The 26517-nt window shown below is 71.5% G+C and carries 27 protein-coding genes; 13 read left to right on the forward strand and 14 right to left on the reverse strand.

Features of this window, described 5'->3' with window-relative positions; all coding sequences use genetic code 11:
• Positions 1–2: 2 nt before the first annotated feature.
• Together QSU92_RS03560 and QSU92_RS03565 are read right to left on the reverse strand one after the other, a co-directional pair.
• The gene (locus QSU92_RS03560; RefSeq protein ID WP_289264818.1) at positions 3–572 is read right to left on the reverse strand and encodes a hypothetical protein; all 570 of its coding nucleotides are present in this window, start codon (positions 570–572) and stop codon (positions 3–5) included.
• Positions 573–604: 32 nt separating this feature from the next.
• Positions 605–1744 carry a zinc-dependent alcohol dehydrogenase gene (locus tag QSU92_RS03565; protein ID WP_289264819.1) on the reverse strand — a complete coding sequence of 380 codons (1140 nt, stop codon included), beginning with the start codon at positions 1742–1744 and terminating at the stop codon, positions 605–607.
• A gap of 192 nt (positions 1745–1936) precedes the next feature.
• Here QSU92_RS03565 and QSU92_RS03570 point away from each other — a divergent pair, with 192 nt between their 5' ends.
• Entirely contained in the window at positions 1937–2818 is an 882-nt protein-coding gene (locus QSU92_RS03570) for a manganese catalase (protein WP_289264820.1), read from the forward strand.
• A gap of 10 nt (positions 2819–2828) precedes the next feature.
• Here the strand turns inward: QSU92_RS03570 and fdhD are convergent, their stop codons facing one another.
• Together fdhD and moaA are read right to left on the reverse strand one after the other, a co-directional pair.
• On the reverse strand, positions 2829–3692 hold the full coding sequence (gene fdhD / locus QSU92_RS03575) for a formate dehydrogenase accessory sulfurtransferase FdhD (protein ID WP_289264821.1): 864 nt from the start codon (positions 3690–3692) through the stop codon (positions 2829–2831).
• A gap of 1 nt (position 3693) precedes the next feature.
• A complete protein-coding gene (gene moaA / locus QSU92_RS03580) occupies positions 3694–4776 on the reverse strand; it encodes a GTP 3',8-cyclase MoaA (RefSeq protein WP_289264822.1) in 1083 nt (360 codons plus the stop codon).
• A 520-nt stretch (positions 4777–5296) separates the two neighbouring features.
• Here moaA and QSU92_RS03585 point away from each other — a divergent pair.
• Positions 5297–5902 carry a hypothetical protein gene (locus tag QSU92_RS03585; protein ID WP_289264823.1) on the forward strand — a complete coding sequence of 202 codons (606 nt, stop codon included), beginning with the start codon at positions 5297–5299 and terminating at the stop codon, positions 5900–5902.
• 176 nt (positions 5903–6078) lie between these two features.
• On the opposite strand, the gene QSU92_RS03590 is transcribed toward QSU92_RS03585, so the two are convergent.
• Positions 6079–7584, reverse strand: coding sequence for an L-serine ammonia-lyase, iron-sulfur-dependent, subunit alpha (locus QSU92_RS03590; protein ID WP_289264824.1), 1506 nt, complete (start codon positions 7582–7584; stop codon positions 6079–6081).
• Between the two features lie 135 nt (positions 7585–7719).
• Here QSU92_RS03590 and QSU92_RS03595 point away from each other — a divergent pair, with 135 nt between their 5' ends.
• The 5 genes from QSU92_RS03595 to QSU92_RS17475 are packed head-to-tail and all read left to right on the forward strand — an operon-like array spanning position 7720 to position 13633.
• Positions 7720–9138 carry a cytochrome ubiquinol oxidase subunit I gene (locus QSU92_RS03595; protein ID WP_289264825.1) on the forward strand — a complete coding sequence of 473 codons (1419 nt, stop codon included), beginning with the start codon at positions 7720–7722 and terminating at the stop codon, positions 9136–9138.
• 14 nt (positions 9139–9152) lie between these two features.
• Positions 9153–10187 (forward strand): cytochrome d ubiquinol oxidase subunit II, encoded by a 1035-nt coding sequence (gene cydB, locus QSU92_RS03600; RefSeq protein WP_289264826.1) that lies wholly within the window; start codon positions 9153–9155, stop codon positions 10185–10187.
• Between the two features lie 9 nt (positions 10188–10196).
• Positions 10197–11939 carry a thiol reductant ABC exporter subunit CydD gene (gene cydD / locus QSU92_RS03605; RefSeq protein ID WP_289264827.1) on the forward strand — a complete coding sequence of 581 codons (1743 nt, stop codon included), beginning with the start codon at positions 10197–10199 and terminating at the stop codon, positions 11937–11939.
• Positions 11926–13176: an ABC transporter transmembrane domain-containing protein gene (locus QSU92_RS03610; protein WP_333783442.1), complete on the forward strand. Its 1251-nt coding sequence runs from the start codon at positions 11926–11928 to the stop codon at positions 13174–13176. The genes cydD and QSU92_RS03610 overlap by 14 nt, the downstream gene beginning before the upstream one ends.
• Positions 13061–13633: an ATP-binding cassette domain-containing protein gene (locus QSU92_RS17475; protein WP_333783443.1), complete on the forward strand. Its 573-nt coding sequence runs from the start codon at positions 13061–13063 to the stop codon at positions 13631–13633. Before QSU92_RS03610 ends, QSU92_RS17475 begins: the two co-directional genes overlap by 116 nt.
• 19 nt (positions 13634–13652) lie before the next feature.
• Here the strand turns inward: QSU92_RS17475 and QSU92_RS03615 are convergent, their stop codons facing one another.
• From QSU92_RS03615 to QSU92_RS03640, 6 genes are read right to left on the reverse strand one after another with little or no spacing between them, the layout of a single operon-like run.
• Entirely contained in the window at positions 13653–15221 is a 1569-nt protein-coding gene (locus QSU92_RS03615) for an SDR family oxidoreductase (protein WP_289264829.1), read from the reverse strand.
• A gap of 46 nt (positions 15222–15267) precedes the next feature.
• Positions 15268–15867, reverse strand: a complete 600-nt coding sequence (locus QSU92_RS03620) for a GNAT family N-acetyltransferase (protein ID WP_289264830.1) — start codon at positions 15865–15867, stop codon at positions 15268–15270.
• Positions 15868–15908: 41 nt separating this feature from the next.
• On the reverse strand, positions 15909–16982 hold the full coding sequence (locus QSU92_RS03625) for an ABC transporter ATP-binding protein (RefSeq protein ID WP_289264831.1): 1074 nt from the start codon (positions 16980–16982) through the stop codon (positions 15909–15911).
• Positions 16979–17803, reverse strand: a complete 825-nt coding sequence (locus QSU92_RS03630; RefSeq protein ID WP_289264833.1) for an ABC transporter permease — start codon at positions 17801–17803, stop codon at positions 16979–16981. Before QSU92_RS03630 ends, QSU92_RS03625 begins: the two co-directional genes overlap by 4 nt.
• The gene (gene modA, locus QSU92_RS03635) at positions 17800–18624 is read right to left on the reverse strand and encodes a molybdate ABC transporter substrate-binding protein (RefSeq protein ID WP_289264834.1); all 825 of its coding nucleotides are present in this window, start codon (positions 18622–18624) and stop codon (positions 17800–17802) included. The genes QSU92_RS03630 and modA overlap by 4 nt, the downstream gene beginning before the upstream one ends.
• Positions 18621–19010 carry a TOBE domain-containing protein gene (locus QSU92_RS03640; protein ID WP_289264835.1) on the reverse strand — a complete coding sequence of 130 codons (390 nt, stop codon included), beginning with the start codon at positions 19008–19010 and terminating at the stop codon, positions 18621–18623. The genes modA and QSU92_RS03640 overlap by 4 nt, the downstream gene beginning before the upstream one ends.
• 68 nt (positions 19011–19078) lie before the next feature.
• On the opposite strand from QSU92_RS03640, the gene QSU92_RS03645 reads away from it, so the two are divergent.
• From QSU92_RS03645 to QSU92_RS03670, 6 genes are read left to right on the forward strand one after another with little or no spacing between them, the layout of a single operon-like run.
• A complete protein-coding gene (locus QSU92_RS03645; protein WP_289264836.1) occupies positions 19079–20197 on the forward strand; it encodes a HesA/MoeB/ThiF family protein in 1119 nt (372 codons plus the stop codon).
• 14 nt (positions 20198–20211) lie between these two features.
• Positions 20212–21447 carry a molybdopterin molybdotransferase MoeA gene (locus QSU92_RS03650; RefSeq protein ID WP_289265810.1) on the forward strand — a complete coding sequence of 412 codons (1236 nt, stop codon included), beginning with the start codon at positions 20212–20214 and terminating at the stop codon, positions 21445–21447.
• A complete protein-coding gene (moaC, locus tag QSU92_RS03655; RefSeq protein WP_289264837.1) occupies positions 21444–21917 on the forward strand; it encodes a cyclic pyranopterin monophosphate synthase MoaC in 474 nt (157 codons plus the stop codon). Before QSU92_RS03650 ends, moaC begins: the two co-directional genes overlap by 4 nt.
• On the forward strand, positions 21914–22582 hold the full coding sequence (mobA, locus tag QSU92_RS03660; RefSeq protein WP_289264838.1) for a molybdenum cofactor guanylyltransferase: 669 nt from the start codon (positions 21914–21916) through the stop codon (positions 22580–22582). The genes moaC and mobA overlap by 4 nt, the downstream gene beginning before the upstream one ends.
• On the forward strand, positions 22575–22886 hold the full coding sequence (locus tag QSU92_RS03665) for a DUF6457 domain-containing protein (protein WP_289264839.1): 312 nt from the start codon (positions 22575–22577) through the stop codon (positions 22884–22886). Before mobA ends, QSU92_RS03665 begins: the two co-directional genes overlap by 8 nt.
• Entirely contained in the window at positions 22887–23120 is a 234-nt protein-coding gene (locus QSU92_RS03670; protein ID WP_289264840.1) for a MoaD/ThiS family protein, read from the forward strand.
• Between the two features lie 3 nt (positions 23121–23123).
• Here QSU92_RS03670 and QSU92_RS03675 read toward each other — a convergent pair whose 3' ends face one another.
• Genes QSU92_RS03675 through QSU92_RS03685 form a run of 3 tightly spaced genes read right to left on the reverse strand, consistent with a single transcriptional unit; the run spans position 23124 to position 26515 of the window.
• Positions 23124–23552, reverse strand: coding sequence for a molybdenum cofactor biosynthesis protein MoaE (locus QSU92_RS03675; protein ID WP_289264841.1), 429 nt, complete (start codon positions 23550–23552; stop codon positions 23124–23126).
• The gene (locus QSU92_RS03680) at positions 23549–24031 is read right to left on the reverse strand and encodes a MogA/MoaB family molybdenum cofactor biosynthesis protein (RefSeq protein WP_289264842.1); all 483 of its coding nucleotides are present in this window, start codon (positions 24029–24031) and stop codon (positions 23549–23551) included. Before QSU92_RS03680 ends, QSU92_RS03675 begins: the two co-directional genes overlap by 4 nt.
• A 9-nt stretch (positions 24032–24040) precedes the next feature.
• Complete coding sequence (locus QSU92_RS03685) at positions 24041–26515, reverse strand: FdhF/YdeP family oxidoreductase (protein ID WP_289264843.1); 2475 nt, start codon at positions 26513–26515, stop codon at positions 24041–24043.
• Positions 26516–26517: the final 2 nt, after the last annotated feature.

The following is a 26517-nucleotide window of genomic DNA, read 5'->3' on the forward strand; positions in this document are numbered from 1 at the left end:
CCTCAACGCGCGCGGCGGATCAGGCCGCGTGCCAGCCGGAATGTCAGCAGACCCGCGAGCACCCACGGCCCGACCACGAGGATCGGATCGAGCCAGGCGTGCTTGCCGTCCGACCGCCCGGGACGCGTGCGGGATGCGACGGGGCTCCGGCCACGCTCACCCAGAACCCCCGACTGCGTGATCGGGTCGTCGGGACGAAGGCTCGCGAACGACCGGATGTGCGCGGTGGCCGCATCCACCCGGTCGCCCAGCACCAGCAGAAGCCAATGCGCCGTCTGTCCCTCGCTGAAGCGTTCGTAGGCGAAGCGGCGCAGCGCCCCGGCGGGGCCGTGCAGCGGTTGCGCCGTACCGAAGACCGGCGTGAGCCGCTCGTGCTCCACGGAGCGCTCGCGGTACCCGTCGACGGGCTGCTGATCGGGCAGCTCCCACCGCGCTCCGGTTTCGATACCGGGCACCTCGCGGGGGAAGGCCGGCCGATCGGCCGGGTCGAGGTCGGCGCCCCAGCCGGGAACTCTCCCGCGGAGCTCTTCGGACGTGGGCCGTGTTCCGGGCTTGGCGGCGGTGTAAGGCATTGCTTCTCCTGGTTCGGACGGTCGCGAGATGGTCAGATGTGCACGACGGTCTTGATACAGCCGTCGAGCTTCGCAGAGAACACGTGATAGGCCTCGGCGATGTCCTCGAGCGGGAACCGGTGGGTGATGAGGTCGCGCGGGGCGATGAAGCCCGACCGGATGTGCTCGATCAAGCGGGGCCACTGGCGCGCGACCGGAGCCTGGTTCATCCGCAGGGTCAGCCCCTTGTTCATCGCGTCACCGAACTTGACCGCGCTGAAGAGCGGCCCGTAGGCGCCCATCACCGACACCGTGCCCGCCTTGCGGACGGCGTCGACAGCCCAGTTGAGGGCGACCGGTGAGCCGCCCTGCAGCTTCAGTTTGGCCGCCGTGATGTGCTGCAGAACATGTCCGTCCGCTTCCGCCCCGACGGCGTCTATGGCCACATCGGCACCGAGACCGCCCGTCATCTTCTTCAGGGTCAGGACGATGTCGTTCACCTGTCCGAAATTGACCGTCTCGGCCTTCGCATACGAACGGGCCTTGTCGAGCCGGTAGTCGAGGTGATCCACGACGATCACCCGCCCCGCCCCCATGAGCCACGCCGAGTGAGCGGCTGCCAGGCCGACGGGCCCGGCGCCGAACACCACGGCGGTGTCGCCTTCGACGATGTCCGCCAGCTGTGCGCCGAAGTATCCGGTCGAGTAGGCGTCGGTGAGGAGGAGGGCGTCCTCGTCATGCAGATCGGAGGGGATCACCCAGGGGCCGACGTCGGCGAAGGGAACCCGAACGAGTTCCGCCTGGCCGCCGTCGTAGCCGCCCGCGGTGTGGGAGTAGCCGTAGATGCCGCCGACGGCGGTGGCGTTGGCGTTGACGTTGTGGCAGTTCGAGAACAGCCCCCGCGCGCAGAAGAAGCAGGAGCCGCAGTAGATGTTGAACGGCACCATGACGCGGTCGCCGACCCGGAGGGTCTCCACTCCCGGGCCGACCTCGTGCACCGTGCCGATGAACTCGTGGCCGAAGGTGTGTCCGATCCTCGTGTCGGGCATCATGCCGTGGTACAGGTGCAGGTCGGAACCGCAGATGGCCGCGAGCTCGACCTTCACGATCGCATCCTGTGGATGCTCGATCTTCGGCTCCGGCTTCTCTTCGACCCGCATCTTGTACGGGCCGCGATAGGTCATGGCTCTCATGGCGTCTCCTCGCAGGTCGACCTCCCACCCTGCCCATGCCCCGCGCGCCGCACACGGGGGTTGCCATCACCGCGGAACGGACTAGCATCCCGCGCGTGCGATCCCAGCATCGGCGGCGCCTGTCAACCCCGACGACGGCGGGTACCCGGGGCACCTAGCGTCGCCCGGACCTGACCGAAAGGGGCACGAGAGATGTTCTTCCATCGTCAAGAACTGCAGTTCGAATCCACGCCTGACAAGCCGGACGCGGTGTACGCCCGGAGGCTCCAGGAGGTGCTGGGCGGACAATACGGCGAGATCACCGTCGCCATGCAGTACGGCTTCCAGGCGTGGAACAGCCACCTTCCCGGGAAGTACCGCGATCTGCTCTACGGGATCGGCGCGGAGGAGTTCGGCCATGTCGAGATGCTCGCCATCATGATCGCCCAGCTGCTGGAGAAGGCGCCGGTCGAGCAGTCCGAGGCCGCCGCCGCGTCCGACCCGGTCCTCGGGGCGGTGCTCGGTGGGATGGACGTGCAGCACGCCATCGTCGCCGGTGCCGGGGCGCGACCCGTCGACAGCAACGGCAACCCGTGGCAGGGGTCCTACATCACCGCCAGTGGGAACCTCCTCGCCGACTTCACCGCGAATGCGAACGCGGAGATGCAGGGGCGAGTCCAGGTCGCGCGGCTGTACAACATGACCGATGACCACGGCGTGCGAAAGATGCTGTCGTTCCTTCTCGCACGGGACACGATGCATCAGAATCAGTGGCTGCGTGCCGCTGCCGAGCTTCGGGAGGAGGGCACGGAAGATCTTCCTGTGCCGATCAACTTCCCGTTGTCGCAGGAGCACCGGGACGTCAGCTACCAGTACCTCAACTTCTCCGACGGCGCGGCGGCAGCCGACGGTTCCTGGGCCGCGGGCCCGACGCCGGACGGCAAGGGCGAGTTCAGCTACCACGACGGGCCGACGACGTCGGCACCGATGCCGCCGCCCACTCAGCCCGATCCGCGCCTGTTCGGCACGGACCCGAAGCCCAATGTCATCGATAAGGCGACGGGAGTAGTGAAGGACAAACTCAGCAACAAGTGAGCCGGTGGCTTCAGCCGGCGAGGAGGATCCTGTCGGGGTGCGTGTAGATGTTCATCGACGCACCCCGCAGGAATCCCACGAGCGTCAGGCCCGAATCCTCGGCGAGCTCGACGGCGAGCGACGACGGCGCCGAGACCGCCGCGAGGATCGGGATTCCGGCCATGACCGCCTTCTGCACGAGCTCGAAGCTCGCCCGCCCCGACACCTGCAGCACAGTGCCGGCAAGCGGAAGCCGGTCGTTCAGCACCGCCCACCCGACCACCTTGTCCACCGCGTTGTGGCGCCCGACGTCCTCGCGCACGACGAGCGCCTCGCCCGTCGTGGCGTCGAAGAGCGCAGCAGCGTGGAGACCGCCGGTCTTGTCGAAGACATCCTGCTGCCGGCGCAGTTCGTCGGGGAAGCCGGAAAGCGTCGCCGCCGGCACCTTGGCCTCGTCGAACGCGATGTCATGACTCGAGACGGTGCGGACGGCATCGATCGACGCCTTGCCGCACAGCCCGCAGCTGCTCGTCGTGTAGAAGTTCCGGGCGAGGTCCGGGTCAAGCGGCGGGACGTCAGGCGCCAGGGAGACATCGAGCACGTTGTAGGTGTTGCCGTCGGAGCCTGGCCCCGTTCCGGGGCCGCCGCAGTGGATGGCCGAACGGAACTGATCTCCGCGGGAGATCACCCCCTCCGACACCAGGAAGCCCGAGGCCAGTTCGACGTCGTGCCCCGGCGTTCGCATGGTGACCGCCAGCGACGTGCCGCGCACCCGGATCTCGAGGGGCTCCTCCACGGCGAGCGCGTCAGGACGCCGCCGCACGGCATCCGTTCCCCCCTCTCCCCCGCCGATGGCGACGCGGGTGACGGGTCGGCGCGCGGTGATGCGTCCCATCTCAGCCGCCGATCGCGTTCATGCCGCGCGCGGGCTGGAGGAACGACGGGTCGTTGATGGCGTGGCCGGGGAGCTTTCCGTGAACGCAGGAGCGCAGCATCCGATCGATCGCGTCGTCGCTGGGTGCGGGCCCGCGCATGACCGGGAGCAGGTCGTACTCGGTGGTGGAGAAAAGGCAGTTGCGCAACTGCCCGTCAGCGGTGAGGCGGAGCCGGTCGCAGGCGCCGCAGAACGGCGCGGTCACCGAGGCGATGACGCCGACCGAGGCCGGGCCCCCGTCGAGGAGGAAACGCTCGGCCGGGGCGCCCCCGCGGCCGGGCACCGGGGTCAGACGCCAGCGCTCCGAGAGCGTGGCCAGGATCTCGTCACGAGTGACCATCCGCTGGCGGTCCCAGGTGTGGCCGGCATCGAGAGGCATCTGCTCGATGAAACGCAGCTGCGCGTCATGGGCGAGGGCGAAGTCGACGAGGTCGACCAGCTCGTCGTCGTTGACATCGCGCATGGCGACGGCGTTGATCTTGAGGGGGCGCAGCGCTGACGCGGCGGCGGAGTCGATTCCGTCGAGGACGTCGGCGAGCCGGTCGCGGCGGGTGAGGTCGCGGAAGCGGTCGCGGCGGAGCGTGTCGAGCGAGATGTTCACCCGCGAGAGGCCGGCGTCGATGAGGGCCGGAAGCGCGGCGCGCAGTCCGATGCCGTTGGTCGTCATCGCGATCTGCACCGGCCCGTCCGGACCGCGGAGGGCGGCGAGCCGCGCGACGATCTCGGGCAGATCGCGGCGAAGCAACGGCTCGCCACCGGTCAGCCGGAAGGTCGAGACCCCGTCGGCGGCGGCGACGCGGGCGACACGCTCGATCTCGTCGAGGGTCAGGATGCTGGTGCGTGCCAGCCACTCATTGCCCTGCTCGGGCATGCAGTACGTGCAGCGGAGGGAGCACCGGTCGGTCAGCGAGACGCGCAGGTCACGATGCACCCGGCCGTGGGTGTCGACGAGCGGATCGCCGATCGACCCGGCCGGGGTGGAGGCGGAGGGCGGCGCGTCGGGACGCGACCGGGTGGGTGAGATCGTCACCGGAATGGCCGCCATCTCAGCTGCCCCCTCGCCGCGCAGTCATCCTTCGAGCGTAGTCCCGCCCGGTCGGGGTGTCGCTTCCTCCCCCGGGCGGGGGTGCCGCGGGTTGTCCACCGATCGCGGTCGTCCCCGCCCGGCGGTGTGGAGGCTCGGGCACCGTGAGGGGGTGGTTTTCACTCCCGACCCGCTTCCCGACGACCTGGCACCGTCGTTCACCTGCGGCGAGGCGCTCACGGCGGGAGCGAGTCGCAGTCGCCTTCGGGCGGGCGATCTGGATCGGCCCTTCCACGGCGTCCGCACGACACGGCAGCCGCCTACCGAATTCGACGGCCCATTGGCAACGGACCGTACGGACCGAGAGCGGATTGTGCGCCTCGCGGAGGCGTATGCGCTCATCATGCCGCCCACGGCCTTCTTCGCAGGCAGGACGGCGGCTGTGCTGTTCGGTGCACCGCTTGCACACGGTCCTGATCTGAGGGTCGGCGTGCTCGCGCCGGATCGCGCTCCGCGGGCACGCGGAGTGAAGGGTGTCAAGGTGTCACCCCATCTGGTCTCCGTCGTCCGACATCAGGGGCTGCCGGTCTCCAGCCCGGCGTCCACGTGGGCCATGCTCGGACGCGAGCTGAGCGTCCGCGAGCTGATCATGGTCGGCGACGCCCTCGTGAGAATTCCCCGCGACTCGCGCGGATTCCCGCAACCCCACCGGCAGCTGGCGAGCATCGCGCAACTCCACCGTGCGGTGGGCGCGGGGCGCCGTCTCGGAATCGCATCGCTGCGAGAGGCGGCACAGCTCATCCGAGTCGGCAGCTCCTCGCCGCTGGAAACCGAATTCAGGCTTGATATCCAGGCCGGGGGTCTTCCGCAACCCGAACTGGACGTCGAGATCCGCGACGAGAGAGGTCGCCTGGTGGGCATCACCGAGCTGGTTTTCCGCGCGTTCAGAGTGGTGGTCGAGGTCGAGGGGGATCACCACCGCACCGACCGCCGCCAATGGCATCGCGACATCGAGAAGTATGCCGCCTACGCCGATCTGGGATGGGAAGTGGTTCGGGTGACGTCGCACCACATCCGGAACGGAAGCGGGGTCCGGCGGCTCCACGACGTGCTCGTGCGCCGCGGTTGGCGACCGGGCGACAGGTGACCAGGCCGGAGTGCTCGTCGTTCCGGTGACACAGATGGCGACCTTCGCCGCGTCAACCTTGCCAATCGCGCCACCTGAGTGACGGGGAGCCGCGCAAAGGTGACGCAAATGGCGAGGTTCAGCGGATCAACCTCGCCATATGCGACACCTGAACCAGTGAGACGGACGAGCGCGGGTCAGCACTCGATGACGTTGACCGCGAGGCCGCCCTCGCTCGTCTCCTTGTACTTGTGCGACATGTCGATGCCGGTCTGACGCATGGTCTCGACCACCGCGTCGAGCGAGACGAAGTGCGACCCGTCGCCGCGCAGCGCCAGGCGCGCCGCCGTCACCGCGGTCGACGCCGCGATCGCGTTGCGCTCGATGCACGGGATCTGCACCAGTCCGCCGACCGGGTCGCACGTCAGGCCCAGGTGATGCTCCATGGCGATCTCGGCGGCGTTCTCGATCTGTCGCGTCGTGCCGCCCATGACCGCCGTCAGGCCGCCTGCCGCCATCGCGCACGCCGAGCCCACCTCGGCCTGGCACCCGCCCTCGGCCCCCGAGATCGACGCGTTGGCCTTGAACAGCGACCCGAGCGCGGTCGCCGTCAGCAGGAACCGCCGGATGCCGCGCCGCCGGTTCGCCTCGGCGACGAACGCCGTGTCGTGGGCATCGACTGCCGCACCGGCGGCCACGGCCCCGTCCGCACCGAACCCGAGCAGCGCGCTACCGACGAGCTCGCCCCACGGGGTGACGGCGTTGCCGACGCCTAGCCCCGAGTCCGACAGGAATCGCCACCAGTACATCGCCACCGCGGGCAGGATTCCCGCAGCACCGTTGGTCGGCGCGGTGACGACGCGACCGCCGGCGGCGTTCTCCTCGTTCACGGCGAGCGCGAACGCGCCGAGCCACTCCCCGGGGAGCTCGCGGTGCCCGGAGGACTCCGCCTCTTCGAGCTGCGCGCGGATCGCGGCCGCACGACGCTTGACCCCGAGCACCCCGGGAAGGACCCCGTCGGTGTGAAGGCCCGCCGCAACGCTCCCGGCCATGGCATCCCAGATCGCATCAAGACCTGCGGCGATCTCGTCCGGTGAGCGCAGCGCCTCCTCGTTGCGCCGCGCGAGCTCGGCGATCGTGATGCCGTGGTCGTGGCAGAGGCTGATGAGCTCCGCCGCGCTCGCGAACGCGAAAGGGAAGGCGGCAGCGGCCACCTCGCCGTCGGCCCCCTCCCGCCGGATGAACCCCCCGCCGATCGAGAGGTACGTCTCCGACAGCAGCGGAGCCTCGCCTTCCGAACCCCACGCCTCGAGGGTGAGGGCATTCGGATGACCGGGCAGGCGCGTCCGCGGAGCGAAGACGACGTCGTCTTTCGAGAACGGGATCGGATGGGTCCCGTCGACCTCGAGCAGCGCACCCGTCGGCCACTGCGCCCACGCCGCCCGCACGGCGTCCGGATCCACGGTCTCGGGCTCGAATCCCCGCAGCCCCGCGACCACCGCATCGGGGGTTCCATGACCGAGACCGGTGGCACCGAGCGACCCGAACAGCGTGCAGGAGATCCGGATGACGCGATCGAGCGCTCCGCCCTCGCGCAGCCGTCGAGCGAAGTCGCCGGCGGCGCGCATGGGGCCGACCGTGTGGGAGCTCGAGGGTCCTACACCGATGGAGAACAGCTCGAACGCCGAGATGTAGGCGCTCATCCGTCTACCGTACGCCGCCCGTCTCACTCGACATCGAGACACATCCGCTCGACGTCGAGACAGTCCTCCGTGATGTGGTCAGACCACAGCGTACGCTCGGTCCCGAAGGCCCCTTTCGAAGATCGGAGAGCTGACGTGGACCTCCTCGACCCGCTGCTGCTGGCGCGGTGGCAATTCGGGCTCACGACCCTGTACCACTACCTCTTCGTCCCCCTCACCCTCGGGCTCGTGCTCGTCGTGGCGATCTTCCAGACCGCGTGGCACCGCACCGGGAACGTGAAGTGGCTGCACCTCACGCGCCTGTTCGGCAAGATCTTCCTCATCAATTTCGCCATGGGCGTGGTGACGGGCATCGTGCAGGAATTCCAGTTCGGAATGAACTGGTCGGCCTACTCGAGATTCGTCGGCGACGTCTTCGGCGCCCCGCTCGCCTTCGAGGGCCTCATGGCCTTCTTCTTCGAGGCGACCTTCATCGGGCTGTGGATCTTCGGGTGGGATCGGCTGCCGCGCCTGCTGCACCTGGCCTCGATCTGGATGGTCGTCCTCGGCTCGACCCTGTCGGCGTACTTCATCCTCGCCGCGAACGCGTTCATGCAGAACCCGGTCGGCTATCAGCTCGCCGCCGACGGGGGCCGCGCCGAGCTGATCGACATCGGCGCCGTGCTGACCAACCCCGTCGTGCTCGCCGCCTTCCCGCACACGATCTTCGCCGCCTGGATGTTCGCCGGCACGGTCGTCGTCGCCGTCTCGGCCTGGCACCTCTCCCGCGGGCAGCACCTCGACACCATGCGGTCGTCGCTGCGCTTCGGCCTGTGGTTCGTCATCGCCTCGTTCATCGGCGTGGCCGTCAGCGGCGATCAGCTGAGCCTGGTCATGGTCGCGACCCAGCCGATGAAGATGGCTGCCGCAGAGGCGATGTGGGATTCCGCCTGCGGTGCGAACGCCTCCTTCTCGATCTTCTCGATCGGCACGCCGGATGGGACGGAGGAGATCTGGTCGCTGCGCGTGCCCTACCTCCTCTCGCTGCTGTCCACCCACAGCCTCGACGGGTGCGTCGAGGGTCTGAACGACCTGCAGGCGCTGTACACCGAGCAGTTCGGCGCCGGCGTGGACTACCGGCCGATCGTGTGGGTGACGTACTGGTCGTTCCGGTGGATGATCGCCCTCGGCGGAATCGCCGCCCTCGTCGCCGTGGCGGGACTGTGGGTCACCCGCACGAAGGCGACCCGCCCCGTGGCGAGGTGGATGTGGAAGGTCGCGATCTGGTCGGCACCGCTTCCCCTCCTCGGCAGCCTCGTCGGCTGGGTTTTCACCGAGATGGGCCGTCAGCCCTGGATCGTGTTCGGGCTGATGCTCACCGAGGACGGGGTCTCCCCCAACGTCCCCGGCTGGACGGTGCTCATCTCCCTCATCGCCTTCACGCTCATCTACGCCACTCTCGCCGTCGTGGAGTTCGGGCTCATCCTCCGCGCCGCGCAGAAGGGTCCGGACACCTCCCCTCCCACCGGTGGCGACGAGGACGCGGAGCTCGCGACCCGGACGACGGTCTACTAGGCGAAAGGCGCATCATGGATCTTCCCTCCCTGTGGTTCTGGATCGTCGGCTTCCTCTTCCTCGGCTACTTCGTCCTCGATGGCTTCGACTTCGGCGTCGGGATGTCGCTGCCCTTCCTCGGCCGCGACGAGACCTCCCGCCGCCAGATCATCAACACCATCGGACCGGTGTGGGACCTCAACGAGACCTGGGTCATCGTCGCGGGCGCGTGCCTGTTCGCCGCCTTCCCCGAGTGGTACGCGACGCTGTTCAGCGGCTTCTACCTGCCGCTGCTGCTGATCCTTCTCGCCCTCATCGTCCGCGGGGTGTCGTTCGAGTACCGTCACCAGCGCGATGACCTTCGCTGGAAGCGGCGCTTCGACCTCATGATCGTCATCGGTTCGGCAGTCCCGGCGTTCCTCTGGGGTGTCGCGGTGGCCAACATCGTCCGCGGTGTGCCGATCGACCAGGACTTCGAGTTCACCGGAACCCTGCTCGATCTGCTGAACCCCTATGCGCTCCTGGGCGGAGCGACGACCCTGCTGCTCTTCTTCACCCATGGGGTGACGTTCGTGGCGCTGAAGACCGATGGACCGGTCCACGCCGGTGCACGCCGGCTCGCCGTCCGCGCCGGAATCGTGACCCTCGCCGTCGCGGCCGTCTTCCTCACCTGGACGCTCGCCGACGCCTGGGGCGGGGGCGCCCCCGCGTTCCCCGCTGCCCTCATCGCCGCCGGTGTGGCGGCCGCGTGCGTGCTCGGCGGCGTGCTCGCCAGTGCTCGGGACCGCGAGGGTCGTGCCTTCGCGTTCGGTGTGGGCGCCGTCGCGGGCGCTGTGCTCACGCTGTGGTTCTCGCTGTTCCCGAACGTGATGCCCTCGTCCACCGACCCCGCCTTCAGCCTGACGATCCAGAACGCCTCGAGCACCGATTACACCCTCACGATCATGTCGTGGGCGGCGCTGATCTTCCTCCCACTGGTCCTGGCGTACCAGGGCTGGACCTATTGGGTGTTCCGCAAGCGCGTCACCCGCCGCCACATCGAGACCGCGGGCGCCGCGGCCGCCCACTGAGAACCGCACATGGCCCGTCCCGTCGACCCTCGGCTGCTGCGGTACGCCGCAGCGTCCCGCCCGTTCTTCGCACTCCTCGTGCTGATCGGGCTCGCTCAGGCGGTCGTGGTCGTCGCCTTCGCCTGGCTGCTCACGCAGGCGATCGTGGGCGCGATCGACGGGATGCCGCCGGCCGAGCTCGCCGGGATTCTCACCGCTCTGGTGGTGGTCGTCGCTCTCCGTGCGGCGCTCGCCTGGGCCCGGGAGGCGGCGGCGACGCGAGCCGCCGCCCGCGCCCAGTCGGAACTCCGCGCGGCCGTCCTCACCGCCGTCGATCGCCTGGGCCCGGGCTGGCTGTCGGGTCGCAACACGGCGCGGCTGGCCGTGACGGCGGGCCGAGGGCTCGAGGCGATGGAGGCGTACTTCGGCCGCTACCTGCCGCAGCTGGTCCTCACCGCCGTGGCTACGCCGCTGCTTGTGGCGGTGATGTGGTGGCAGGACTGGATCTCGGCCCTGACCGTCGCCCTGACCCTCCCCCTCATCCCGCTGTTCATGGTGCTCATCGGGCTGGCGACCCGTGGGGTGCAGAAGCGGCAGTGGGACACACTCGGCCGGCTGGCCGCCCGCTTCGCCGACACCGTGCGGGGCCTGGGCACCCTGAAGCTCTATCAGCGTCAGGAGCGCGCGGTCGCGTCGATCGGCGAGACCACCGCCCGGTATCGCCGCGAGACGATGACGGTGCTGCGGGTGTCGTTCCTGTCGGGTTTCGCCCTGGAGTTCCTCGCCAGCATCGCCGTGGCGATCGTCGCGGTCTCCATCGGCTTCCGGCTTCTCGACGGCGCGCTGCCTCTCGCCGTGGGTCTTTTCGTCCTCCTCCTCGCGCCCGAGGCCTATCTGCCGCTGCGTCAGGTGGGCGTGCAGTTCCACGCGGCAGCCGAGGGGGTCGCCGCCACAGAAGAGGTCTTCGCCGTGCTCGACGCCGCCGGCGGCGAGACCCGGTCTGGGGATGATGGCCGAGACGGACCGGATGCCGCAGGGCAGGGTCTGTCCGCGGGCCAGCGTCTGTCCGCGGGGATGCCGGGTCTCGTCGTGGAGGACCTGCGGGTACGACGTGGTGACGTCCTCCTCGACGCGATCGACCTGACCGCAGCCCCCGGAACCGTCACCCTCCTCACCGGCCCGAGCGGAGCAGGCAAGAGCAGCCTGTTCGCGGCGCTCCGCGGAGCTGCCGAGGCAGAGGGCACGGCGACCTGGCAGGGACGGGATGTGCGGGCGCTCTCCCCCGCGCAGTGGCTGGCGTGGGCGGGGCAGGACGCGGGGCTCCTCCACGGCAGCGTCGCCGACAACGTCGCTCTCGGCGACACCGCCCCGGTCGAGGCTCTGGTGCGGCGGGCGCTCCTCCTCGCCTGCGCGGACGGGGTATCTCCCGACCTCGAGCTCGGCGTGCGCGGGGCCGGTCTGTCGGGGGGCCAGGCCCAGCGCGTGGCCGTGGCGCGGGCGTTTTATCGCCTGCTTCGCGACCCGGCCGGTCGCGGGGCCTGCCTGCTTGCGCTCGACGAGCCGAGCGCCGCGCTCGACCCCGGCACCGAGGAGCGCCTCTGGCGCTCGGTCCGCACCCTCGCCGACGAGGGTTCCGCGGTGCTGCTCATCTCCCATCGCCCCAGCGCGCGCCGGATCGCCGATCGCATGGTGTCGATGGGCACTGAGTCGATGGGTGCTGAGTCGATGGGCGCTGAGTCGACGAGCCAGGAGGCACGTCATGCCGCAGTCTGACTCCCGGACGACCGTTCGCTCGCTTCTGCGCGGCGCACTGCCCCCGGCGCGGCGGTGGGTGCCGACGATCCTGGCCGGGCTCGCCGCGGAGGCGTCAGCGGTGGCACTGCTGGCCGTCAGCGCCTGGCTCATCGTTCGCGCTTCCGAGCAGCCGCCGGTGCTCTATCTCTCGCTCGCGGTCGTCGGCGTGCGCTTCTTCGCGCTCGCCCGGGCGAGCGCCCGTTACCTCGAGCGCCTGTTCGGGCACGACGCCGCCCTCCGTCAGCTCGTGCGCACCCGCACCGACCTCGTCCGCCGCCTTGTTCCGCTCGCCCCCGACGGCCTCAGCCGGACCAGGAGCGGCTCGGTGCTCGGCGCCCTCGTCGACGATGTCGACGACCTGCAAGACCTTCCGCTGCGCGTCATCCAGCCTCTGGCCTCCTCCGCACTGGTCGCGGCGCTGTCGGTGATCCTCGTCGGGCTGGTGTGGTGGCCGGCAGCCCTCACCCTGCTCGGCTGCCTCGTGCTGGCCGCCCTCACCGCCGCCGTCTGGGGCTGGGCTGCGGGGTCACGCGCCGAGCGCGCCGTAGCACCCCTGCGGGCACGCGTCACCGAGGCGCTCCTGGACCACCTCTCCGCCCTGGACGTCCTCCACGCCTACGGCGCGGCCGAGGCCAGTCGCGCCCGTATCGACGCCGCCGATCGTGCCCTCCGGCGCGCCGTCGTCCGCCGCGCCGGAGCTCAGGCGGCGACGACTGCGGTGGTGTCGGTCGCGGCCGGCGGCGCGTCGATCGCCGCCGTGCTCGTCAGCACGCCCGCCGTGGCCTCGGGGGCGCTGTCGGGTCCCGGACTCGCTGTCGTCGTCCTCGTACCCATGGCGGTCTTCGAGGTCTTCGCGGTGGTGCCGTCGGCGGCGGCAGCGTGGCGGACCGTCCGCGCGTCGGCGACCCGCATCGCCGACGCGGTTCCGGACGATCTTCCGGTCGAGCCTCGTCGCGGGTCCCCCGGTGGCACCGACCGGCATGGGCCCGTCGCTGGGAGAGGGACTGTCCCTGCGGGGAGTGACGGCGAGGTGGCCGGGTGGTGCCGGCGCGGCGCTGCGCGACGTCGACCTCGACGTCGCGCCCGGCGAGCGCGTGCTGGTGTCGGGCGCGAGCGGCTCGGGAAAGACGACGCTCGCGCACGTGCTGGTGCGCTTCCTCGAGCCAGGAGGCGACTACACGATCGGGGGCGTTCCGGTCACCGCGTTCTCCCCTGATGACGTCCGCCGCACGATCGGTCTCGTCGAGCAGCATCCGATGCTCTTCGACGACGACATCCGGCAGAACCTGCTCTTCGCGCGGCCGACCGCGAGCGACGCGCAACTCGAGCAGGCGCTGGAACGGGTGGGGCTGTGGGACTGGGTCCGCCGCCGCGGCGGCCTGGACGCCCGGGTGGGCGAGCGCGGCGCCTGGGTCTCGGGGGGCCAGGCCCAGCGGCTCGCGCTCGCACGAGCGCTCCTCCGCGGCTTTCCCGTCCTCATCCTCGACGAACCCACGGCCGGGGTCGATCCGGCCGGCGCGGATGAGCTCCTTCGTGATCTCCTCTCGGCCGCCGGGTCCGAGCAGGCTGTGATCCTCATCTCGCACGCCGACGTCCCGGCGGGCGGGGTGGATCGCGTGGTGCGCCTGGAGGCCGGCGGCGTGGTCCGCGAGGTGGCCCGGACGACGGCGTAGACCCCGCCTCGTCGGTCCCTCAGGCGGCGGGCGAGGCCACGGTCGGTCGCGCGCCGCTTCCGGCCACCGTCTCGGCAGCCGCCGCGATGCGATTGGCCATACCCGCGAAGATGAAGCCGTGGAAGGGCAGCACGGCGAACCAGTAGAGACGACCCGACAGGCCATGGGGGAAGAACACGGCGCGCTGCTCGTAGCGTGAGCCGTCGGCCTCCGGGCGTGCCCGGAGCTCGAGCCAGGCGAGCCCAGGCACCTTCATCTCCGCGCGGAGGCGGAGGAACCTCCCCGGCTCGATCGCCTCGACCCGCCAGAAGTCCAGGGCGTCGCCCACGACCAGGCGCGCTCGGCTGCGGCGCCCGCGTGCCAGCCCGATCCCCCCGACGACGCGGTCCATCCACCCGCGGATCGCCCAGAGCACCGGGGAGGAGTACCACCCGTTCTCGCCGCCGATCCCCTCGATGACCTGCCACAGCGCTTCGGGAGGGGCGGTGGTGTGGGCTGACCGCTCGTCGACGAAGACCGCCTTCCCCGCCCAGTTCGGGTCGCTCGGCAGCGGATCGCTCGGAACGCCGAGCACTTCCGCGTCCTGCCAGCTCGTCTCGATCGCGTCGTCCGCCACCCGTCCGAGAGCCCGCGCCACCGCCTCCCGGTACGGCATCAGCCCGCCCTCGGGACGCGGGATGAGAGCGTCGACGTCGACGTCCTTCATGACGCACTCGTTCTGCAGCGACTCCACCAGCGGCCGTGCGATCGAGCGGGGGATGGGGGTGACGAGGTTCACCCAGTGCGAGGCCAGGCGGGGCGTCAGCACCGGGAGCGCGGCGATCGCCCGCTGCGGGAGCCCCGCCTCGAGTGCGTAGCCGTTCATCATCTGGCCGTAGCGCAGCACATCCGGTCCGCCGATGTCGACGGCACGGTTGACGTCCCGGGCGACCCGCGCGGCACCGAGCAGATAGTGCAGCACGTCGCGCACCGCGATCGGCTGGATGCGGTTGCGCACCCAGCGCGGCGCGGGCATGTACGGGAGCACATCGGTGAGGTGGCGGACCATCTCGAAGGACGCCGAGCCCGACCCGATCACGACGCCCGCCTGGAGGACGAGCGTGGGCACTCCGCTGGCGAGGAACACTTCCCCCACCTCGACCCGCGAACGAAGGTGCGCCGACAGCGGCACCCCGTCGGGGTGCAGGCCACCGAGGTACACCAGTCGTGCGACGCCGGCCTGGGCGGCGGCGCGGGCGACGGTTTCGGCGGCCTCCCGGTCGGCACTCTCGAACCCGCGACCCGCCGACATCGAATGCACGAGGTAGTACAGGACGTCCACATCGGCGGCGGCCTCTGCCATGACGGTCGCATCAGCGGCATCCCCCGACACGATCTCGACCCGCTCGCCCCAGGCGAAGGCGGCCACACGGCGCGGGTCGCGCGCGAGGACCCGCACCCGGTAGCCGGCGCCCAGCAGCCGCGGCACCAGTCGTCCGCCGATGTAGCCGGTCGCGCCGAGGACGAGGGCGCGGGGGGCGGTGCCGTCGTCGCGCGCGACGGCGACGAGGGCCGCTTCGCGACCGGTCGGAGCGGAGAGGTCGTCCATGCCAGCGAGGCTACCGCCGCCGGGAGGGGCGAAGGGCGGTGCCCACTCAGTCCAGCGACATCCCGAAGGCGCGCTCGCCGGGCCCCGACGGCAGCGACACGAAACCCAGCCGGGGATAGAACGCCAGCGCCCCGGAGTTGCCGGCCGAGGCGACGAGGTGAACCCCCGGCACGCCCTCGTCCCGGAGGGTCTGGACGAAGCCCGCGATGAGCCTGCGCCCCCATCCCTGCCCCTGCACCTCGGGGAGGAGGTCGATGTGCAGGTGGGCGGGATACTCCCGGGCGTACGCCTGAGCGCTCGTCCCCCGCCTGGCGGCATAGTCCAGCAGGTCGGCGTACCGTCCCTCGGCCTCTTCCTTCCCGCGGCGGTGCGGGGCGACCCGCGGCCACCAGTCGCGCGCGAACCACTCCTCGAACGCGGCGGTATCGGGCGTACCCACGACGTAGCCGGCGACCCGACCGTCATCGGTCTCGACGACAGAGGCGAAGTCGGGGTGCCGCGCGACGTAGGGGAGGACGAAGAGCGCAGCCCAGAGATCGTCATCCGGCAGCACGCCGGTCGCGTCGGCGCCGTCGTCGGCGGTGAGAAGGCAGACCTCGGCGAGCGCCGGTTCGTCACCGGGACGGAAAGGGCGAAGGCGCGGCACGCGGGGAGTCTACGCCGCCGGTGTGCGAGACCATGCCGGGGTCACGGCGCCAGCCGGACCGCCCGTTCGTCCAGGGTGACGGTGACGTCGGCCCCGACGGGGAAGCGCGCGGCGGCGGCCAGGTCGGCGTCGACGAAGAGGGGAGGCTCGTCGGTGTGCAGACGCACCCCTGACGGTGTGGCCTCGTGCCGGACGATCCGCGTCCGCCATCCTCCCGCGTCGGCATCGGCGCCGGCGCCCGGCGCCGCGATCGCCGCCGCCGAGGGGCGGAACACCGCCCACACCGGCCGGCCAGCCGCCGCGGCGAGCAGGGCGCGCCCGGCGGCATCGGCGGGAACGAGCCGCCGACCGGCCCGCTCCCAGGCTCCGCTTCGCGCAACCCCCTCGACCCGGTTCAGACCCGCGATGCGCGCGACGAACGCCGTCGCCGGGGTCGTGAGGACATCGCGAGTCGGTCCGCGCTGGCTGACCCGACCGGCTTCGACGACGATGAGCGTGTCGGCGAGCACCGCGGCATCCAGGGCGTCATGGGTGACGACGACGGCGGTGACGCCCGTCGCGGCGAGCTGATCGCGCAGCACCGCGCGCAGGTCGTCGGCCGTGACGGGGTCGAGCGAGGTGAAGGGTTCATCCAGCAGCAGGACGGCGGGGTCGGTCACGAGCGCCCGAGCAAGGGCCACACGCTGCTGCTGACCGCCTGAGAGCTCTCCGGGCCGCCGGTCGCCGAGGCCCGCCAGTCCGACCCTTTCGAGCCAGGATGCCGCGTCGGAGCGTGCCTTCGCCCGCGGGACGCCGCGCGCGCGCGGCCCGAACGCGATGTTCTCCGAAGCGGAGAGGTGGGGGAACAGGCGCGCGTCCTGACCCAGCAGCACCACCTCCCGCGCGGCGGCCGGCACGAGACGTCCGGGGCTCGACAGCACCCGCCCGTCACGGACGACGCGTCCGGAGTCCAGGCCCACCGTTCCCGCGATCACCCCGAGGAGCGTGGACTTCCCCGCGCCGCTGGGCCCCATGATCCCCACGACCTCGCCCGGCTCGGCGACGAACGACACCGACAGCCGGATGTCGCCGCGCGCCTGGTCGTCGACGTCGACCTCGAGCCGCCCCGCCGTCACCGAAGGCTCCCCGGTCGCCAGGCACGGACGAGGAGCAGCACGACGAGGGCGGTGACGAGGAGGAGGAGCGAGAGCGCCACACCGGTCCCCTGCGACACGCCTGCACCGTTGAAGGCGCTGTAGATCGCGAGCGGCATGGTCTGGGTGACCCCCGGGGCGTTCCCGGCGAACAGCGCCGTCGCCCCGAATTCGCCCACCGCCCGAGCGAAGCAGAGGATGACACCCGCGACGAGCCCGGGGGCTGCCAGCGGCAGGGTGATCCGGACCAGGATCGTCCAGCGACCGGCTCCGAGTGCGCCCGCCGCCTCCTCGAACCGGCTCCCGATCGCCCGCAGCGAGCCCTCGAGAGCGAGCACGAGGAACGGCAGCGCGACGAAGGCCTGGGCGAGGATGACGGCAGCGGTGGTGAAGGGCAGTCGGATGCCGGCGGCATCCAGAGCAGGGCCCAGCCAGCCGGTGCGGCCGAAGAGGAACAGCAGGGCGACGCCGCCCACCATCGGCGGAAGGACGAGCGGCACGGTCACGACCGCACGCAGCACCGCCGCCGTCCGCGCCGATGCGCGCGCGATCACGAGCGCGAGGGGGATGCCGAGGACGACGCACAGCACCGTGGCCGCGAACCCGGTCTGCAGCGACAGCAGCAGCGCCGACACCGCCGGGGGCGCGGTCACATCCGCCCAGAGCGTCGACCACTGCGCCCGCGACACCAGCGCGGCCAGCGGCACGACGAGGAGAGCGAGGCCGAGAACGGCAGGGACGGCGAGGATCGGCGGCACCGCGGGGGCGGGTGCCGATCGGAGCGAGCGCGGGGCCGAGGTCATGGCGCGGACGCGAACCCCGCGTCGGCGAGCACCCGCTGCCCCTCGGGACCGGTGACGAGGGCGATGAAGGCACGGGCTGCCTCGTCGGAGGCGGCCCGGGTGGTCACCGCGATCGGATAGAGGTTGACCACATCCGCGGCCCCGTCCGGCACGATCACCTCGACGTCGTCGCGGCCGACGACGTCGGTGGCGTAGACCATGCCCGCATCGGCCTCGCCCGCGGCGACCTTGGTGACGACGGCCGTGACGTTCTGCTCCAGGCTCGCGGGGGTGACGCTCACCCCCGCGTTATCGAGCAGCCTCCGCGAGGCGGCGCCGCACGGAACGTCGGGCTCGCACAGCACCACGGTGGCACCGTCGAGATCGGCGAGCCCCGCGATCCCCGCGGGGTTGCCCGCCGGAGTGACGAGCACGAGGGTGTTCGCGGCGAAGACCACCGGATCCACCGCGACTCCGGCGACGATCGCGTGCTGCATGACGCGCTCGTCGGCGCTGGCGAACACATCCGCGGGCGCCCCCTCGATGATCTGGGTCGCCAGGGCCGACGATCCGTCTGTGACGAGCGGCTGCACCGCGGCATCCGGATTCTGCTCGGCGAAGACCGTCAGGAGATCATCGAACGCGCTCTGCAGGGATGCCGCCGCGTAGACGGTGAGGCTTCCTGTGAGTCCTCCCCCGTCGGCGACCGATGGAGGCGACGTCGGGGCCGCCGTGCCCGCGCAGCCGCTGAGGACCGCGGCGGCTGCCGCGAGGGCGCCGATCGTGGCGCGGCGGACCGTGCCGCGAGAGGTCGCGCGACCTGTCAGCTGCGCGTGGGTCACCGGGGGACCTCCACGGTGACCGTCGTCGCCTTGACCGACGCCACCGCGAGCGACCCGACCTCCAGACCCAGGTCGTCGACCGCCTCGGACGACATGAGCGACACCACCCGGTGGGGCCCGCATTGGATGTCGACCTGGGCCATCACGCCGTCCCGCTGCACCCGGGTCACGAGCCCCACGAATCGGTTGCGGGCACTGGAGAGCACCCCGGTGGGGTCGCCCGCGTTCTTGGCCAGGGCGAGCGCTTGAGCGGCGAGCGCGGTGCCCGAGATCTCCGCGGGCGCCGCGCCCGTGGTCTCCAGCGTTCCCTGGTCGATCCAGCGACGAACGGTGTCGTCGCTCACCCCGAGAAGGGAAGCAGCATCGGAGATCCGAAAATCCGGCATGAAACGCATCATATCTCCGCAGGTGCGGAAGTAAAGCGCGGCCGCGGAGGCAGGGTTAGCCTGATGCCATGCCGTTGCCACCCCTTGTCGACCCGGCACCGCCGCTCGATCCCGCCGAGCAGGAGCGGACGCTCCGGCACGCCGCTCTGACCGGGCTCGGGGAGGTCGGCCAACGGCGCCTGGCCGCCGCCCACGTCGCCGTCATCGGCGCCGGCGGCCTCGGCTCGCCGGTCATCCTCGCGCTCGCCGCCGCAGGTGTGGGAACGCTGACGGTCATCGACGACGATGTGGTCGATCTGTCGAACCTCCAGCGTCAGATCCTGCACCGCATGGACGATCTCGGCAGGCCCAAGGCCGACAGCGTCGAACGCGTCACCCGTGACCTCTCCCCCACCACGCGCGTCCACGCACGGCGGGAGCGCCTGACCGCGAGCAACGCGGCCGATCTGCTGCGCGGCGCCGACCTCGTCATCGACGGAAGCGACAGCTTCCGCACCCGGGAGGCGGTGGCCGGGGCGAGCGAGACGCTCGGAGTTCCGCTGGTGTGGGGAGCCCTGCAGGGGGCCGCAGCCCAAGTGACCGTGTTCTGGTCGGCCCCGCCGGCCGGGGCTGTACGGGTCGTCCTCGACGACCTGTACCCGACGGGCTCGGCTCACGACGCGCCTTCGTGCGCCGAAGCGGGTGTCCTCGGTCCCCTATGCCTGCAGGTCGGCGGGCTCCTGGCAACCGAGGCGGTCAAGCTCATCGCCGGCGTGGGAGAGCCGCTCCTCGGCCGCATCCTCGTCGTCGACGCCTGGGCCGGCACGGTACGCGATGTGCCGCTCGCACCCGCGCGACGATCCGCTCCCCTCCCGACCGTCGCCGCGGGCGACATCCCCGAGATCGAGCCGGCGCGACTGGGCGAGACGCTCGACGCGGGGGCGGTGCTGCTCGACGTCCGTGAACCATGGGAGACCGCGCGCGGCGTCGTCCCGGGGTCGCTTCTCCGACCCCTCGCCGATGTGCTCGCCGCACCCGCTGCATCCGGGATCGGTGACGGTCCCGTCGTGGTCGTCTGCCAGGCGGGCGGCCGCGCCCGGCGCGCCGCCGAGGCTCTTCGCGCCGCCGGTGTCGACGCCTCTGTGCTCCGCGGCGGCTACACGGCCTGGACCGCCGCGGATGCCGCACCCGCCGGGGCCCGCACGTGAGCACCGTCCGCACGATGCGGTCGGTCGAGGAGCACCGCGACGTCATCCTCGCCGCGGTCCGCCCGTGCGATGTCATCTCCTCCCCGCTCGAGACCGCGCTCGGTCTGACGCTCGCCGAGCCGGTGCGCGCCCGGGTTCCGATTCCGGTCTTCAACAACTCGGCGATGGACGGCTTCGCCGTGCGCTTCGACGACGTCGCCGGTGCGACGGCATCGACGCCGGTCGCGCTGCGCGTCGTGGCCGACCTCCCCGCGGGGAGCCCCCTCGACCCTCACCTCGCCCCTGGGCAAGCCGCCCGGATCATGACCGGATCGGCGATGCCCACCGCGGCCGACACCATCGTGCCGTTCGAGGACACCGCTGACGGTCTCGCCGACTCGCTGGGAGAGATCCAGGTGCTGCGCGCACCACGGGCCCGCGGCGCCCATCGGCGTCACCGCGGCGATGACCTCTCCCCCGGCGACGAGGTGGTCGCCGCCGGAGAGACGCTCGGGGCCTTCCAGCTCGGTGCGGCCGCTGCGGCGGGTGTCGCCGTCGTCCAGGTGCGCCGCCGGCCCCGTGTGGCCGTGATCTCGACGGGATCCGAACTCGTCACCCCCGGCTCGGACCTCGCGCGAGGTCAGATCCCCGAGTCCAACAGCGTCCTCCTCGCCGGTCTGGCGATCGACGCCGGAGCCGAGGTGGTCCTCCGCACGACCGTCGCCGACGACGACGAGGGCCTCCGACCCGCACTCGCCGCGGCCCGCGCCGCCGCCGCGGACGCCGTGGTGTTCTCCGGGGGCGTGAGCGCCGGCGCCTACGAGGTGGTGAAATCCACCCTCGGCCCCACCGGGGAGATGACCTTCACCGCCGTGGCGATGCAGCCCGGCAAGCCGCAGGGGTTCGGCGCACTCGATGACGGCACTGTGCTGTTCGGCCTCCCGGGAAACCCCGTGAGTGCCGCGGTGTCGTTCGAGGTGTTCGTGCGCCCGGCACTGCTCCGCATGGCAGGGCGCACGCAGCTCGAGCGCCCCGTGCTTCGGCTCGCCGCCGGCACGGGGTGGCGCACGCCGCCCGGCCGCCGCCAGTACCTCCCCGCGGCCATCGACCGCAGCGACCCCGCCGGGTGGCGTGTGGTTCCCGCGACGGCGGGGGGCTCGGGCTCGCACCTGGCCGGTGGGCTCGCGCAGGCCGAGGCCTTCGCCGTCGTGCCCGCCGAGGTGGAGCAGGTCGAGCCGGGCGAGAGCGTCGATGTCATGCTGAGGGGATGAGCTTCACACACCTCGACGCCGCCGGCCGGGCCCGCATGGTGGATGTCACCGAGAAGACCCCGACCGTTCGCACCGCCACCGCGCGCGGCTTCGTCCGCTGCGCCCCCGCGGTGATCACCGCCCTGCGGGATGGGGCGGTTCCCAAGGGCGATGTCCTGGCGGTCGCGCGGATCGCCGGCATCCAGGCGGCCAAGCTCACCCCCACGCTGCTGCCCCTCGCCCACGTCATCGGCGTGCACGGGGCGACTCTCGACCTCTCCATCGAAGACGAGGGCGTGTCGGTCGAGGCGACCGTCCGCACCGCCGATCGCACCGGAGTGGAGATGGAGGCGCTCACCGCGGTGAGCGTTGCCGCCCTCGCCGTCGTCGACATGGTGAAGGGCATGGACAAGTCGACCTCCATCGAGGCCGTGCGGATCGTGGCGAAGGAGGGCGGCCGATCGGGAACGTGGGTGCGCCCGGGAGAATGACCGATCTCTCGGCGATCCTTCTCGCCGGCGGGCGCGCGCGGCGGCTCGGCGGTGTGGCCAAGCCGCTCCAGACCGTCGGAGGCAGATCCCTGCTCGACATCGCGATCGCCGCGGCCACCCGCGCCGGTGCCGACCCCATCATCGCCGTCGGTCCCGAGATGCCGGCAGCGGGCACCGTGCGGTGGACGCGAGAGGATCCCCCGTTCGGCGGCCCGGTGGCGGGCATCATCGCGGGATTCGACGCCGCGAGGGCGGGGTCCGACGCGCCCGCCTCCTGGACGCTCGTGCTCGCCTGCGACCTCCCCCACGCCGAGTCCGCCGTCCCGATCCTCACCGCCGCGGCCGCGCTGGTGCCGAGCGACGTCCAGGGCGTCTGCCTCGGTGACGCCGCGAGCCGACCGCAGTTCCTCGTGGGTCTGTTCCGTACCACTGCCCTCGAGCGCCGGATCGAGCGGATGCCGCAGCGCGGCCGTGACGCTGCCGTCCGCGACCTGGTGACCGACCTCGCCGTGACTGTCGTCACGGATCCGCGCGCCGCGGCCCTCTCTTCCACCGGCGCTGCGGCCCTCTCTTTTGACAGCGCCGCAGCACTCTCGTTTGACATCGACACGTGGGAGGATCTTGAGGCGGCGCGCCGCGCCGGGGAGGACGGGAACCGTGAGTGAGACACCCACGCCGACGCCGCGCACGCTGCCGCCGGAGGCTCTGGACCGCTGGGCCGAGCTGATGCGCGATCATTTCGATCTGGCCGCCGATCAGGTGCCCGTCTCGGCCATCCTCGATCTCGCACGGGAGGTCGCGAACGGCGTCGCCCGCCCGGGCGCCCCCCTGGGCGCCTTCGTCGCCGGCCTCGTCGCCGGACGCGCCGGAGCAGGGCCCGAAGACGTCGGAGCCGCGCTCGCCGCCGTCATCGACCTCGTCGCCCGCTACGACGACGCCGCACCCTCCGAGCAGACGGCGGGAACCTGAATGGCGCGCGTGAGGTACTTCGCCGCCGCAGAGGAGATGGCCGGAACGAGCGAGGAGACCCGGGCGGAGCCGACCCTCGGGGCGCTGCGCACGGCGCTGGCGACCGAGCGTCCGGGAATGGCGGGCCTGTTGCCCCGATGCGCGGTGCTCGTGGGCGGCAGCCGGGTCGATGACGACGAGCCGCTCGCCGATGACACCGTGGTGGATGTCCTCCCGCCGTTCGCGGGCGGGTGAGGCTCAGCCGCCGAGGCCGAGCCAGGTCGAGGTGCCGTCGACCTCGGTCTGACGCTTCCACACCGGCAGATCGGTCTTGATCCGCTCGATGAGCTGACGACAGACCTCGAACGCCGTTCCACGATGCGCCGCGGCGACCGCGATGATCACCGCGGCCTCTCCGACGCTCAGGCTCCCCACCCGGTGGCTCACCGCGACGAGCACGCCGGCGTCACCGGAAGCCTCCTGGGCGAGCGCGGTCAGGACCCTTTCGGCATCGGGGTGGGCGGTGTATTCCAGTGCCCGCACCGCTGCCGCGGCATCCGGATCGTGGTCTCGCACCCGCCCGATGAAGGTCGTGATCGCGCCGGCCGTGGCGTCCTCGACGGCATCGAGATGCGCGGTGAGATCGAGGGGCTCGGCGCTGATCCGCGCGATCCGCACCACGGTCATCGGTGGTCCTCGCCGGCGAGCTGGTCGAGCACGTGCCGGGCGACCGACAGGATCACCGGCATCCCCGACGTCACCGCCCGTGGGGAACCGGGGAGGTTCACGACCATCACCCCGTGCGGGTCCACCACCCCTGCCAGGCCCCTCGTGAGCATGCCGGCGGGCTTCTCCGCCGCGCCGCGCCGGCGCAGCTCCTCAGCGATCCCGGGGATTTCACGCGTGAGCACCCGCGCCGTCCCCTCGGGGGTGGCGTCGCGCGGCCCGACGCCCGTGCCGCCGGTGGTGATCACGAGCTTCACCCCCGCGAGCACCTGTGCTGTGAGCGCGCGCTCGACGCTGTCGGCGCCGTCGCTGACCACGACCGCCTCATCGCAGTCGAAGCCGGCCTCGCGGAGCGCGGCGACCGCGAGCGGGCCGCTCTCGTCGGCGCGCGTGCCGGCGGCGGAGCGGTCGGAGACGGTGATGACGGCGGCGGTGTGCACGCCCTCAGCCTAGGCGCGTGCGACGGCGACCTGTTCGAGGCGGACCACGACCGACTTCGACGTCGGGGTGCCGCTGACGTCGGCGACCGAGTCCAGCGGGACGAGCACGTTCGTCTCGGGGTAGTAGGCCGCCGCGTTGCCGCGCGGGGTGGGGTAGGCGACGACACGGAAGCGTTCCGCGCGTCGCTCCTCGACGGCGCCGTCGGTCATCGTCCACTCCGACACCAGGTCGACCAGATCGCCGTCGCGCAGGCCCTGCGCGCCGAGATCGTGCTCGTTGACGAGGACCACCCGCCGGCCGCCGTGGATGCCGCGATAGCGATCATCCTTGCCGTAGATGGTGGTGTTGTACTGATCGTGCGACCGCAGGGTCTGCAGCAGCAGCCTCCCGGCGGGGATTTCAGGGTATTCGAGGCGGTTCGCGGTGAACATCGCCCGACCGGTCTCTGTGGCGAAGGTGCGCGCGTCGCGGGGGCCGTTCGGGAGGATGAAGGTGCGCCCCTTGGCGATCCGCTCTTCGAAGTCCTCGAAGCCGGGCACCACGCGTGCGATGTGCGCGCGGATGAGTGCGTAGTCGCTCTCGAGGGCCGACCAGTCGGCGTGCGGGACGTTGCGCGGAAGATCCATCCCCGCGGGGTCGGCGCCGCCCGCCTCGACGGTGTCACTCTCAACAGTGTCACGCTCGACCTGGCGGCGGTCGACCTCCTCGGGCGCGGGCTGCGTCTCGAGCGGCGGTGCGGTGAGCGGCGCATGGTCGGTGTCGCCGTCGAGGTCGTCGAAGAGCATGCGGCAGAGCCGCGCGATGATCGCGACCTCGCTGAGGAGGTCGTCCGAGGGCGGCGCGAGCCGGCCGCGAGATGCGTGGACCGCACTCATCGAGTCCTCCACCGTGACCCGCTGCTCCGCCCCGCCGCGGCGGTCGCGGTCGGTGCGGCCGAGGGTGGGCAGGATGATCGCGCGCCGTCCGGTCACGAGGTGCGAGCGGTTGAGCTTCGTCGAGACCTGCACGGTCAGATCCGTGGTCGAAAGCGCCGCCTCGGTCACCGCGGTGTCGGGCGTGGCACTGGCGAAATTGCCGCCCATCGCGAAGAAGACCCGCACGCACCCGTCGCGCATGGCGCGGATCGCCTCGACAGTGTCGTAGCCCCACTCGCGCGGCGCGGCGAAATCGAACTCGCGGTCGAGGGCATCGAGGAACGCCGTGGAGGGCTTCTCGTAGATGCCCATCGTGCGGTCGCCCTGCACGTTGGAGTGGCCGCGGACGGGGCAGACCCCCGCACCGGGGCGCCCGATGTTCCCCTGGAGGAGCAGCACGTTCACGACGTCGCGGAGCATGGGGACGGAGTGCTTGTGCTGGGTCAGCCCCATCGCCCAGCAGACGATCGTCGCCGTCGACGCCCGGACGGTCTCGGCGACGTGGCGGAGTCGCTCCTCGGCGATCCCCGTCGCGACGACCAGCTCCTCCCACGGCACCGCGGCGATCGCCGTCCGATACTCCTCGAAGCCCGACGTGTAGGCGTCGATGAAGGGGCGGTCGATGACCCCTCCCTCGCGGTCTTCGGCCTCCAGCAGATGCTTGCCGATGGCCTGGAACAGCGCCTGGTCGCCACCGAGGCGGATCTGCACGAACTGATCCGCGATCCGCGTGCCGCCGAGGATCATGCCCTTCGGGGTCTGCGGATTCTCGAACCGGATCAGGCCGGCCTCGGGCAGCGGGTTGACGGCGATGATGGTCGCTCCGCGTGCCTTGGCCTTCTCCAGCGCGCTCAGCATGCGGGGGTGGTTGGTCCCCGGATTCTGCCCGGCCACGATTAGCAGATCCGCCTCATGGATGTCGGTGATCGAGACCGTACCCTTGCCGATCCCGAGCGTCTGGGTCAGCGCCGATCCGGATGACTCGTGGCACATGTTCGAGCAGTCGGGAAGGTTGTTCGTCCCGAGCCCGCGCACCAGCAGCTGATAGAGGAAGGCTGCCTCATTCGACGTGCGCCCGGAGGTGTAGAACACCGCCTCGTCAGGGTCATCGAGCCCCCGGAGCTCATCGGCGATGAGGCGGAGGGCGTCATCCCATGACGCCTCCCGATAGTGCGTCGCGCCCTCGTCGAGGATCATCGGGTGGGTGAGGCGCCCCTGCTGTCCCAGCCAGTAGTCGTCGCGCTCGCGCAGCTGTGCGACGCTGTGCCGCGCGAAGAAGTCCGGTCCCACCTTCCGCAGCGTCGCCTCCTCGGCGACGGCCTTGGCGCCGTTCTCGCAGAATTCTGCGATGTGCCGCTTGTCCTCCTCCGGCCACGCGCAGCCCGGACAGTCGAAGCCGTCCTTCTGGTTCACCCGCAGCAGGGTCTGAGCGCTGCGGACCGCACCCATCTGCTCGTACGACATCTGCAGGGCATGCAGAACGGCGGGCACGCCGACCGCGACCTTCTTGCGGTCGGCGACCTTCAGGTCGTTCTCGTCGATGTCAGAGGTGGGGGGCTTCGTCGCCATCT

This window comes from Microbacterium sp. ET2, from assembly GCF_030347395.1.
Taxonomy (GTDB): Bacteria; Actinomycetota; Actinomycetes; order Actinomycetales; family Microbacteriaceae; genus Microbacterium; species Microbacterium albipurpureum.